Source organism: Buttiauxella massiliensis (assembly GCF_902500225.1).
Lineage (GTDB): Bacteria > Pseudomonadota > Gammaproteobacteria > Enterobacterales > Enterobacteriaceae > Buttiauxella > Buttiauxella massiliensis.
The window spans coordinates 41,355-53,776 of sequence record NZ_LR722668.1 but is presented as its reverse complement, the minus strand read 5'-3'; the positions used below and the strand labels follow the sequence as shown (position 1 = coordinate 53,776).

The window sequence follows — 12,422 nt, the reverse complement described above, 5'->3', positions numbered from 1 at the left end:
CTATTTCTTGGTTTTATTATTTGCAGTTTAAAAATGTTAGTGATGTTTTTTCAGTCAAATCTGTTACATAGTACTCATGAGTATTATTTGGTTTGTCCCGGCGAGCGTATACGACAGTATGTATTCCATCATATTCCTGAACATTATTTAACTTCAGTTCATAAATGGCTGAGCCATCTGCTTCGGTCGCCTTCTTCACTAACTTAGCATCTGGCACTGCTTTATGGGTGGTTTCATTTCCTGATGTTGAACCTGTGGAATCACCTCTCATTCCATGTATAAAATTCCATTGGAATGAGTCACCCTTGTCCAGGATGCTATAATCATAATTTTCGTTGCCTGCGATATCTCCTTTGCTGCCTTCATTATTTTTCCAGAGTACTTTTTGGCAAGTATATTTTTTCCCATTTATATCAGAATCAGAATCAGGAATAGATGGATTGGGGGTTATTGATACGGTGTTGACACCTTCACTACCGGCTTGCAGTGCTTCAACCCAAACATCCACCAGCTCAATAACACCTTCATTACCTACAATTTGTGAAATTTGTAGTGATTGGATTCTACCAAGTGCAACATCACGAATTTTGTTTGTATCAAACTCTGCGCCCTTGTGTATCGCACCGTACTGCCATGCTTGATTTAACTCATCCGCTAGTTCTTGCATGGGGTCTTTACGATGACGGTTGTACATGTAAGTAATATTACCGTGTTGCGTTGAAAAGTTTTGTCCCCAGGACGTTGCCGCTTCAGTACCATAATCAGCATTGACGGCATTAGAAAAAAACGTCGCGGCGGTAATAACTACAGAAATAACTAATCTTTTCATGAGAGTTGGCCAAATCGAGAATGTGCTCTCTACCGTTTCGTATGAGCAATATCGAGTTAATTTACGTTTATTAAATCATCAGGTACATGTTGAAAACATGCATGAAATCAATAATTAATTAGTTTCACATGTCGAAAATGTATTGAATAATTTGAAGTAACTTCTTATTTCTAAGTCTGTCATGTTTGCGCAATAACAACTTAAAGAAAGCAGCATTTTTGTTACCTTTAAGCAAAGTGATCTATCTGAAAACCTAGTTTCAAAACGATGCGCATCAATGCAGTGCGATGCAAAATGGCTTATGTATAATCACGTCCATTCTTCACACTCTTTGGTATCACTCATGATTAACACTAACTTTTCTCAAACGGCTGCGTTTATCTGGTCGGTCGCCGATCTGCTTCGTGGTGACTTTAAGCAGTCCCAGTACGGGCGCGTGATTCTGCCTTTTACGCTGTTACGCCGTCTTGAGTGCGTGTTAGCACCAACCAAAGATGCTGTGGTTGCGGAAGCGGAGAAGCTGAAGGCCAGCCCGTTGCCGGAAGAAGGCCGAGAGAAGTTCCTGTTACGTGCTACCAAAGGCCTGTCGTTCTTCAATAATTCCCCGATGGATTTGGGCAAGATGGGGCAGAACGATATCAAGGCCAACCTCGAGAACTACGTGCAGTCTTTCTCAAAGGATGCGCGTGAAATCTTTGAGCATTTCAAATTCAGCGAGTTTGTTGGCCTGCTGGATGATGCAAACCTGCTGTATAAAATCGTTAAGAAATTCGCCACCACTGACCTGAGCCCGAAAGCCATTTCCAATCATGAAATGGGCCTGGTGTTTGAAGAGCTGATTCGTCGTTTTGCGGAGAGCTCAAACGAGACTGCCGGGGAGCACTTTACCCCACGCGATATCGTGCGCTTAACCACTTCGCTGGTGTTTATGGAAGATGATGAAGCGTTGTCGAAAGACGGCATCATCCGCACTATTTACGACCCGACAGCCGGTACTGGCGGTTTCCTCTCTTCTGGTATGGAATACGTGCACGAACTGAACCCAAAAGCGGTGATGCGCGCATTTGGCCAGGAGCTGAACCCGGAATCTTACGCCATCTGTAAAGCCGATATGCTGATCAAAGGCCAGGATGTCAGCCGCATCAAGCTAGGCAACACGCTTTCTAATGACCAGTTACCGCAAGACCAGTTCGACTACATGCTTTCTAACCCGCCGTTTGGCGTGGACTGGAAAAAGATTGAAGGCGAGATTAACGACGAGCATCTGCAAAAAGGTTTTAACGGGCGTTTTGGTCCTGGCCTGCCGCGTGTATCTGATGGCTCGCTGCTGTTCCTGATGCACCTGATTAGCAAAATGCGCGATAGCGATAAAGTGGATGGCTCGGTGAGTAATGGCGGGCGTATCGGGATTATCCTCAACGGTTCACCACTGTTTACCGGCGGGGCGGGTAGCGGTGAGAGTGAAATACGCCGTTATATTCTGGAAGCCGATTTGCTGGAAGGCATCGTCGCGCTGCCAACGGATATGTTCTACAACACCGGCATTGCGACCTACGTCTGGATTCTGTCGAATAAGAAAGCCCCGGAGCGCAAGGGCAAAGTCCAGCTCATTGATGGCACCAACCTGTGCGGCAAGATGCGTAAGTCTTTAGGTTCCAAGCGTAATCTGATGGGCGAGGAAGACATCAAGCTTATCACCCGTACTTTTGGTGAGTTTGGAGTGGTGGAGGCGACTTCTCTTGAAGAATTAGGCCTGGATAAAGCGCCTGAGCAAAAATCTAACCGGGGCCGCCAATCTGCAACTGCCAAAACCGAAGCACCGAAAACCTTCGCCAGCAAAATCTTTAACAGCACTGATTTTGGTTACCGCCGCCTGACCATTGAGCGCCCGTTACGTTTGTCTGCACAGGTGACTGAGGAAGCGATTGCCACCCTGCGCTTTGCCACCAAACCACTGAATGCACCGATGGAACGTTTATATGAAGAGTTCGCCGCACAGTGGCAAGACGACAACTACGGTGACTTTGCCGATATCGAAGTAGAAGCCCGTGCGATTATCAAAGCTGAATTTGCCGAGCTGAAAGAGAAGCAGATTAAAGACCTGCTGGACAGCAAACTTTGGCTGGCTCAACGTGCATTGATGAATAAGGCGCAGCAAATCCAGACGGCGTTGGGTGCTAAGGCTGGTGGCAAAGAGCTGGTGAGTAATGACTTTAATGAGTTCCAGTTGACACTCAAAAGTGCGATTAAAACTGCAGGTGTTAAGCTCGATACCAAAGAGAACAAACAGTTTATCGACGCCATCACCACTAAAAACCCTGCCGCTGAACCGGTAGTGAAAAAGGTACTGAAAGAAGCTGTCCAGCCGCTGTACGGTGCATTTGAATACAAAGGCAAGGTGGTGGAATTCGAGCAGGATGGTGATTTGCGTGATAACGAAAACGTGCCGTTAAACCCTGCTATTGCCACCAGCGATCTGATTGAAAACTACTTTAAAGCCGAAGTCCTGCCGCACGTGGCCGATGCCTGGATTAATGCCGATAAGCGCGATGCCAAAGACAATGAAGTGGGTATTGTCGGTTATGAGATTCCGTTTAACCGTCACTTCTATGTTTACCAGCCACCACGCCCATTAGAAGAGATTGATGCCGATCTGGATGCCGTAAGCGCCGAGATTATGAAGCTGCTGCAGGAGGTACATTCCTAATGGCTAAATATAAGGCGTATCCGGAATACCAATCAGCAAATAGCCAATGGATAGATATCATTCCCTTGGAATGGACTAGAGTTGCATTGAAATTTGTGGTTTCTGCCAAAATAACTGATGGGCCACATGAAACACCAAATTTTATAGATGATGGGGTTCCATTTCTTTCTGCGGAAGCAATTAAGCTTAATAAGTTGGATTTTTCAAGGAAGAGAGCTTACATATCATTTAATCTTCACGAAAAATATAGCTTGAAGTGTTTACCACAGCGTGATGATATTTTTATGGTGAAGTCAGGGAATACTACCGGGGCAGTAGCTATTGTTGAGACAGATGAAATATTCAACATTTGGTCCCCTTTGGCACTTATACGATGTAATAAAGAAATAATTGCTCCTCGGTATGTTTATTACTCTATGCTAGCTGATTTTTTTCAAACCAGCGTACAACTTTCTTGGAGTCAAGGAACACAGCCTAATATTGGAATGGGTGTAATTGAAAATCTCCATTTAACCTATCCTGAGTTAACTGTACAGAATAAAATAGTATCTTTCCTCGATCACGAAACCGCAAAAATCGATAACCTGATCGAAAAGCAGCAGCAACTGATTGAACTGCTAAAAGAAAAACGTCAGGCAGTGATTAGCCATGCCGTCACTAAAGGGCTAAACCCTGATGTGCCGATGAAAGATTCTGGTGTTGAGTGGTTGGGGGACGTACCGGAGCATTGGGATGTTAAAAAATTAAAACATATTGCAAGTATTATAGACTGTAAAAATAGGACACCTGAGTATTTTGATGATGGTGAATATTTGGTTGTACGAACTACTAATGTAAAAAAACAGTCTTTGATACTGGATGGTGCACTTTATACAAATGAAAGAGATTATAAAATTTGGACGGATAGAGGTGTTCCACCTGTTGGTTCAATACTTTTTACCCGTGAAGCACCAGCTGGAGAGGTCTGTATAGTTCCTGAGAATACAAAGCTTTGTATGGGGCAGCGAATGATGAACTTTATTTGTCATGACACTGAATACACTAAATTTTTATTTGACTATTTAACTTCAGATTGCCTTAAAAGATATATTGATAGTGAGGCTGCGGGTAGTACGGTAAGTCACTTAAGAGTAGAGCAAGTATACAACATACCGATTGTAATTCCGCCATATGCAGAGCAAAAACAGATTGATGATATTGTTGGGAACATTAAATCTCAATATTCAAAATTAATCAGTAATGCGGAACACTCGCTTTTACTGCTGCAAGAACGCCGCACCGCCCTTATCTCCGCCGCCGTCACCGGCAAAATCGACGTGCGTAACTGGGTTGCACCAGACACCAGCGATATCGAGGCATCAGAGGAAGCTACCGCATGAGTATGGATACCACCAAAGAGCTCATTTTCCAGGATGAAATGATTGCTCAAATGGAAGAGAAAGGCTGGAGTCGTGGCAAACCAGAAAGCTATGACCGCGAACGTGCTTTGTACTCGCAGGATGCCATTGCCTTTGTGCAAAACACTCAGCCGCTGGAGTGGGAGAAATTCTCGAAGATTTACCCCACCGATACCGAGCGCCATTTCCTCGACTTGCTGGTGGGCCAACTTAAAAAAGCCGATAACAACGCCACTGATCAGCTGTCGCGCACTTACGGTACGCTGGGCGTATTGCGCCACGGCATCAAAAGCCACAATGCGCGCTTTTCGCTGTGCCAGTTTAAGCCCGAGCACAATCTCAACCCGGAAACCCTGGCGCGTTATGAACAGAATATCTGCCGTGTGGTGCCTGAACTGGTTTATAGCCCGTATGCCACCAAAGCGGCACTTGATGAAACTGTCTCAGTAGCCAAGAAGTGGCGTATTGATCTGGTGCTGTTTATCAACGGCCTGCCGATTGCCACACTTGAGCTGAAATCTGAGTTCAAGCAAGCGGTACATAACGCGATTAAACAATATAAAAAAACACGTTTGCCGAAAGACCCGGTAACCAACAAAGCCGAGCCTTTGCTCACCTTCAAACGTGGCGCACTGGTGCACTTTGCCGTCAGCCAGTATGAAGTGTTCATGGCCACCAAACTGGCGGGTGATGACACCTTCTTTCTGCCGTTTAACAAAGGCACCCAGGAAGGCGGGGCGGGGAATGAAATCCCCGAAAATGAAAACGAATACGCCACCAGCTACCTGTGGAATGAAGTCCTGCTGCCCGACAACCTGCTGAAAATCCTCGCCAGTTTTGTGCACCTGCAAATCGAAGAGAAAGAGGACTGGAACGGGCTGAAGGTTAAAAAAGAGAGCCTGATCTTCCCGCGTTACCATCAGTGGGATGTGGTGAATAAACTGATTAGCGCTGCCGCAGATGAAGGCACTGGCCATAAATATCTGATTCAGCACAGTGCCGGTTCCGGGAAATCTAACTCTATCGCCTGGACTGCTCACCAGCTTTCCCGACTATACGATGAGAAGGGCGAGAAGCAGTTCCACTCGGTTATTGTGGTCACAGACCGCACCGTGCTGGACGACCAGCTCCAGGACACCATTTACCAGTTTGAACACGCCGATGGCGTGGTCGGGCGCATCAACAATAAAGAGGGCGATGGCTCAAAATCAGAAAAGCTCGCCAGTGCACTGGAAAATTCACAGCCGATTATCATCGTTACCATCCAGACCTTCCCGCATGTAATGAAGGCGATTGAAAAAAGTGCCAGCCTAAAGCAGCGTAAATATGCGGTAATTGCTGATGAAGCGCACTCATCGCAAAGCGGTTCAACGGCGCGTCAGCTCAAAGAAGTGCTGATGAAAGACGAAGCGGATGAGGAAGTGGAGTTGTCTTCGGAAGATATCCTCGATGCCACCATCGCGGCGCGTAAAAACAGCAGTAATCTTAACTACTATGCGTTTACCGCCACGCCAAAGGCCAAAACGCTGGAGCTATTTGGCCGCCGTCCTAATCCTCTGGAACCCGCATCAAAGACCAATAAGCCGGAAGCCTTCCACGTTTACTCCATGCGTCAGGCCATCGAAGAAGGCTTTATTCTTGATGTGCTGAAGAACTACACCAACTACAAGGTGGCGTATAAGCTGCTGCAAAAACTGGACGATCCTGACCGGGAAGTGGACAGCAAGAAAGCCAAAATCAAACTGAACCAGTGGGTCGTGCTGCACGAACACAACGTCTCGCAAAAAGTAAAAGTGATTGTTGAGCACTACCGAAAACATGTGATGCATTTACTGGGCGGGCAGGCCAAAGCGATGGTTGTCACCAGTTCACGCAAAGCGGCGGTGCGCTACAAACTGGCATTTGATAAATACATTGCGGAGAACAACTACCAGAAGATTAACGCCATGGTCGCGTTTTCTGGTGAAGTGGAATTTGTGGAGAGTGACCACAATAGCCTCGCACTGCTGAACCAGAAGTTTACCGAAACCAATATGAACCCAGGGCTGAAAGGCCGGGATATGCGCAAAGCCTTCGATAGCGATGATTATCAGGTAATGCTGGTGGCGAATAAGTTCCAGACCGGTTTTGACCAACCGAAGTTGTGTGCCATGTATGTGGATAAAAAACTGGGTGGCGTGGAGTGCGTACAGACGTTATCTCGTCTGAACCGCACCTATCCGGGTAAAGCGCAGTCGGGCACCTTCGTACTTGATTTCTGGAACGAGCCCGAGGAAGTTCTGGGTGCATTCCAGCCTTACTACCAAACAGCTGAACTGACTGATGTCAGCGATCCGCAAAAGGTCTTCGAGTTGTTCCAGAAACTCCGTACCAGCGGTATCTTCCAGTGGAATGAAGTCGAGCAATTCTGTGACGCCTTCTTCACCAAAAACAAATCAAACGCCGCGATTAGCAATATCTGCAAACCTGCCGTTGAGCGATGGAAGAAGCGTTATACCTCCGCTGTTGAGGCTTATAAGCTGGCAAAAGAAATCTTTGAACGCACAAAAAAAACCAACGATACCGTGCTGATCACCAACGCTGAAAACAGCTTCAAAGATTGCAAACAAGAGAAAGACAAGCTGGATATCTTCAAGAAAGATCTCGGCAGTTTTGTACGCTTTTATGAGTTTATGTCGCAAATCGTTGAGTACGATGACAAGGAACTGGAAAAGCTCAGCCTGTTTGCCCGCCATCTGCGTCCGTTACTGCATGAGCAGCGCATTGAAGAAGACGAGATTGATTTAAGCAACGTGGAGATGAGCCATTACCGCTTATCAAAACTCCACGAGCAGCATCTCAAGCTTCAGGAAGATGCAGAAGAGTACAAAATCGAGCCGGGCAATGACATTGGTACAGCCAAGCCGAAGGATAAGAAAGAAGAGTTCCTGTCGAATATTTTGGCGCGCCTGAACGACCTGTTTATTACAGATAACCTTAGCGACAAAGACATGATCAATTATGCCTTTACCGTGCGCGACAAGTTATCAGAAAACCAGGCGGTGATGACTCAGATTGCCAACAATACCCGCGAACAAGCCATGCTGGGGGATTTCCCTAAAGCGATTGATGACGCGGTAATGGACAGCAACGACGCCCAGCAAGAGATGATGATGCAGTACCTGTCTAACCCAGAACTGGCAAAAGGGTTTGCGCGGGTTGTGTTTGATATGTTGAAAGGGGCGTAGTTTTTTTGCTGACGGGTAGGGAAAGTTGGAAAGTTAATAAAATGCGTCTCCACTGTTCACTTTCTACCACATGAGTAAATAGAATTCGTTTTCAGGAGCAGATATGCCCACTGTTGGTTGGATCCAGGAAACTGCAATTGACCTCTTTCATGAACGAGGTTTTTCATCGCAAGAAAATGGGGGGACGCAAAAATTTCGCTGCCGTGAGTGTCCTATGGAGTTTTCTTCATTATCAGAGCTTAATCAACACGAGCGCATTCACCCTGTCGCCAACCCTACGCTGACGATAGATGGGCGCGAGGTGACGGGCGATAACTTCAGGCTTACCCGATCGGTTGGTTCCGAAGATATCGTATTGAATTTTGTGGATGAGATTGAACTGAATGGGGTCGTCCTCGGACATCCGGACGAGTTATTGAAACAACTCAGTTCAGCGAAGAAAGGCTTTTTTGATATCAAGCTATCGCGCCGGGGGATACGCCCTAAGCGCATTAAGATTGATTTGCTGGTGGCTTCAACCTCTCAGCTTGAGCAGGTCGATCAGAGTTTTTTGCGCCTGTTTGGCCGGGATGATTTCGATGGCGATACGATAGCCGTCTTCATAAGCCAAACGGAACATTGTAATGAAGTCACCTGGTACAAAGATGGCCTGGTTCGTTATTTACATGGCGTGATGGCGAAGGATCAGCGCGCTGAACGGTTAACCACTGAAGACTTTGCAAAGTGTTTTAATCGCTCACATCAGTTGCTCATGCAATATCCCACGGCATTAGCGTATTCGCTGTCTCAGCTAATTAAATTCTCATTTAATGATTTTTCAGATTTCCAAGGGCGTTCGTCAATTTCTCGTCTGGACGACGCGTTGATGCTTTTCCGTGGGGATAGAATTTCTGCCAATGCAGCCCAACAAAACGAGTTTTTAAGATTGCCGACCGACCATATTACCAGCTGTATCCTGAATGATTATGTTGCCCATTTTTCGCGCTATACACTGGAAAGTCTCGAACTGGCTATCAGCCAGATAAATATCTCGAAACTGGTGAACCAGGATCGCCAAAAACTGAATTACCTTCGTTATCTCAAGGCGACAGAGGTAGGTGATCTTAAAGCGTGGCGCAATTACGGCTCAAAATTGAAATATAGTGAAGTATTTAACGTTACAGTTCCAGAATCAGAGGCTTCAGATGACTGAAAATAAAATAAAAAAGACAGGGATCTTATCCTTGAAACGAGACAGGGATCATGCGGACCGCCCAGTTATTCCAGCTGCCACTGAAACTGAATCAGTGATTGCCGAAACCCATGCCGAATTCGACAAGTCAGAACGTTTTTCAGACAACGCGTCGTCAGATGTAGCTGTGAGCAGTAGCAAAGCGAATGATGCTGAAAAAATAAAATCACTAGAGAGTATTTTAAACCAGCTGTTTATTCCTGTGACAAATAAGGACGGCAAGGTGCGTGCAAGTGCACTAACTCAGGCATTGCAGTCTGATTTAAAGCGCATACAGCAGCCGGGAAGAATACCTAACGAGGTACTCGAGAAGCTGGTTGCATCTGTCGGGATGTCAGATCCTGAGTTCAACAAACTGTCACAAATAGTGATTCTCACTCAAGGGAATCATGAGGTTAGCAAGGTAGTACTCGATTTTGCCGTAAAGGCATTAAGCGAGCATTGGGTGGGCAAACACCTGGGGTACTCAAATCTCTTTCTGTCAGAGGCTGAACCTCTGAGTTTAAGTAATCCGGGGATTCTGGCGCACTTAACCCGTAGTTTTAGCGAACGCTATGAAGCAAGAATTACGTCGATTAAGGAGCAGCTTAAGCAGAAAGAGGGCTCAGACACATCATCTTCTTCGCTTCGCTCACTAACTCCGGAGCATCTTCGCCAGCAATGCGAAAATTTGCTGACTATCTGTTATTTGTGGGCCGTAGAAACAGGCAAATGCGATGTAAAAATAGGTATTGAGGCATTCAAAAAATGCATCGTAGAACGTGGCGATGGCTTGGTTAATGAGAAGAAAATATGTGGCTTTCTCGCTTCTCAAGTAAGCGAGTCGAGAAGCGGTATCGCAGACACGCTTAGTTTTTACGACGAATTATTGAGTAGCGCTCGTGATAAACAGCAAGGTGCTGAGAGCATTAATGAACAGCTCGAAAGAAATCTTAATAAAGCCGAAGCTGAAAAGGTTCAACTGACACAGCAAGTATCTGCGTTGCAGCAGGAAATTGAGCAGCTAAAAGCCAGTCTTAACCAAGTTAAAACCCAGTCAGAAGAGCAAGTTCTTGATGATAAAGCTCTGCGCGTGCACCTGAAAGATGATGTCAGCAAGGCGAAGTCTCGTGCTTTTAATCTGCTAAATGAAGAGGTTATGGAACCACTTAGATTGTCTCTGAATGCATTGCAGAGAGAAAAACCAAAAGTGGAAATCGCGGCACATCAGATTGACCTGGTTCTTGAAAGCATTGAGAGAGAGTTAACATGGTTCAAAAAATAGGTATCGATTTTGGCACCACAAACAGCCTGATCTCTGTTGTGACGCGTGCCGGAAAAATTAAATCTTTTGATGACTTAGGACGGCCACATCCTTCAGTCGTTCGTTATGAGAGCGATAAAATCATTTGCGGTAAAGCGGCAAAAGATAAACTCGATCAGCATGGCATTGGTGTTTTAGGAAACACCGTTCGTGGACCTAAGAAGCTGTTGGGTTGTTCTGATATTAATGTCGAAGGTCGCTTACTGAGCCCCGCTGAAGTGGTCACCGAGTATATTCGATATCTTGTAGATCATGCTCGTGATGAGGATGACGAAGAAAGTGCTGATCTGACGAATGCGGTTGTGACCATCCCCGTTGCGATGGGGGGGCGTGAACGGCAGGTACTTCGTGAGGCTTTACTTAATGCCGGTGTCTATGTCGAAAGTTTTGTGCATGAGCCTCTTGCGGCTCTGTATGGCTATTTTAGAGATCAAGAAGACCCCAAAGGAACATTACGGAGATTTGAAGGGAAGTTGTTGCTGGTATTTGATTGGGGCGGCGGTACGCTTGATCTAACCTTATGCAAGGTTGTTAATGGCAATATACTGCAAATCCTTAACCGTGGTAACAACACCGTGGGTGGCGATTATCTTGATGACGCGATTCTGAAGTATGTTGAACAGAGGCATGCTGACCAGCATGGTTGGGATGAAGAGAGCCGGTTTGAGCGCAATCCCGGTATGTTAGCGACATTACAGGGCGCCTGTGAACGTGCAAAAATTACGCTTTCAACTCGTGAAGAGACATTTATTTTTGTACCTGACTACTATATTGGTGAAGGTGAAGAAGCGGAAATTGAAATCAAGTTAACGCGTGGTGAGCTTGAGGCCATTTCCCAACGCATAATCCGCCAGGGGATTAATGAGATAGATGCATTGTTAGCGGATGACCAGGCCGATATTGACAGGCAGACGATTGCGCTGTGCCTCGCTACTGGCGGTATGGTCAATATGCCCCTTATCAAACGGCAGTTGAATGAGTTGTTTGGTATCGCTTCGCTTGAAATATCAAAGAAGGGCGATCGTATTATTTCTGAGGGGGCCGCATGGATAGCTGCAGATGAATTGAAACTGACATTATCAAAGCCTTTTGAGCTACTTGAAGCTCGTAATTCGGTGCTGACTATCATTCCTGAGGGGACATTACTTCCCACTCGTGGAAATTCCATTAGATATCCACAATCTATGTATTGTACGGACCCGCGGGACGGGAATGCACTTGCGTCTTTTAAACGACCACAAATGGTAGGTAAAACAGCCGCCGCAGATCCGCGAACCAACTATGGTGAACTGGTCATCCCGATCAACCCTGATTTTCCTCCCCTTGAAGAAAGAATTGAGCTGGAAATTAGCATTGATGAAAATCTGATTGTTCATGTTTCTGGCGTAGGTGGTGACAGGCAACTCCAGCGTTCGACAGAGTTTTATGATCTCGAATTTGGCCTCGCGACGACGACAGTTTTGCCAGATTCAAAAAAAAAACGGTTTAAGTTAAAGGGAGAAAAAAAACTCCCTTATGGCTTGCTGGTCAGAGCGAATGTTACGCCTGACAAAGAGAATTGGGATCTTGTCCCTGGTGAGCTTTTGAAAAAATTCAATGATACTAATCCCTACCATAGAAAGACGCTAACGGAGCAACAGAGAACCGAGTTTGTAAGGTATCAGCCCTGCAGTATCTGCGGTGCTCGTTGGGGTAAAAAATGTTGCTCGGGTGGTGTTTGATATGTTG

7 protein-coding genes are annotated in these 12,422 nt (G+C 45.9%); 6 read left to right on the top strand and 1 reads right to left on the bottom strand.

The window, feature by feature from the left end; all coding sequences use genetic code 11:
* Positions 1-16 precede the first annotated feature (16 nt).
* Entirely contained in the window at positions 17-829 is an 813-nt protein-coding gene (locus tag GC128_RS21495; RefSeq protein ID WP_151996008.1) for a hypothetical protein, read from the bottom strand.
* A 343-nt stretch (positions 830-1,172) separates the two neighbouring features.
* On the opposite strand from GC128_RS21495, the gene GC128_RS21490 reads away from it, so the two are divergent.
* From GC128_RS21490 to GC128_RS21465, 6 genes are all read left to right on the top strand, one after another.
* On the top strand, positions 1,173-3,536 hold the full coding sequence (locus GC128_RS21490) for a type I restriction-modification system subunit M (protein ID WP_151996007.1): 2,364 nt from the start codon (positions 1,173-1,175) through the stop codon (positions 3,534-3,536).
* Positions 3,536-4,915, top strand: coding sequence for a restriction endonuclease subunit S (locus tag GC128_RS21485; RefSeq protein ID WP_151996006.1), 1,380 nt, complete (start codon positions 3,536-3,538; stop codon positions 4,913-4,915). The genes GC128_RS21490 and GC128_RS21485 overlap by 1 nt, the downstream gene beginning before the upstream one ends.
* Positions 4,912-8,160 carry a type I restriction endonuclease subunit R gene (locus GC128_RS21480; RefSeq protein ID WP_151996005.1) on the top strand — a complete coding sequence of 1,083 codons (3,249 nt, stop codon included), beginning with the start codon at positions 4,912-4,914 and terminating at the stop codon, positions 8,158-8,160. Before GC128_RS21485 ends, GC128_RS21480 begins: the two co-directional genes overlap by 4 nt.
* Before the next feature lie 103 nt (positions 8,161-8,263).
* Positions 8,264-9,352 (top strand): C2H2-type zinc finger protein, encoded by a 1,089-nt coding sequence (locus GC128_RS21475; RefSeq protein ID WP_151996004.1) that lies wholly within the window; start codon positions 8,264-8,266, stop codon positions 9,350-9,352.
* The gene (locus GC128_RS21470) at positions 9,345-10,655 is read left to right on the top strand and encodes a hypothetical protein (protein WP_151996003.1); all 1,311 of its coding nucleotides are present in this window, start codon (positions 9,345-9,347) and stop codon (positions 10,653-10,655) included. The genes GC128_RS21475 and GC128_RS21470 overlap by 8 nt, the downstream gene beginning before the upstream one ends.
* Positions 10,640-12,415 (top strand): Hsp70 family protein, encoded by a 1,776-nt coding sequence (locus tag GC128_RS21465; RefSeq protein ID WP_151996002.1) that lies wholly within the window; start codon positions 10,640-10,642, stop codon positions 12,413-12,415. Before GC128_RS21470 ends, GC128_RS21465 begins: the two co-directional genes overlap by 16 nt.
* Positions 12,416-12,422 lie beyond the last annotated feature (7 nt).

Bases quoted from the DNA above. Each gene is read 5' to 3' on its own strand.
- GC128_RS21465 (WP_151996002.1), top strand. From the start codon at position 10,640: ATGGTTCAAAAAATAGGTATCGATTTTGGCACCACAAACAGCCTGATC.
- GC128_RS21490 (WP_151996007.1), top strand. From the start codon at position 1,173: ATGATTAACACTAACTTTTCTCAAACGGCTGCGTTTATCTGGTCGGTC.
- GC128_RS21480 (WP_151996005.1), top strand. From the start codon at position 4,912: ATGAGTATGGATACCACCAAAGAGCTCATTTTCCAGGATGAAATGATT.
- GC128_RS21495 (WP_151996008.1), bottom strand. From the start codon at position 829: ATGAAAAGATTAGTTATTTCTGTAGTTATTACCGCCGCGACGTTTTTT.
- GC128_RS21470 (WP_151996003.1), top strand. From the start codon at position 9,345: ATGACTGAAAATAAAATAAAAAAGACAGGGATCTTATCCTTGAAACGA.
- GC128_RS21475 (WP_151996004.1), top strand. From the start codon at position 8,264: ATGCCCACTGTTGGTTGGATCCAGGAAACTGCAATTGACCTCTTTCAT.
- GC128_RS21485 (WP_151996006.1), top strand. From the start codon at position 3,536: ATGGCTAAATATAAGGCGTATCCGGAATACCAATCAGCAAATAGCCAA.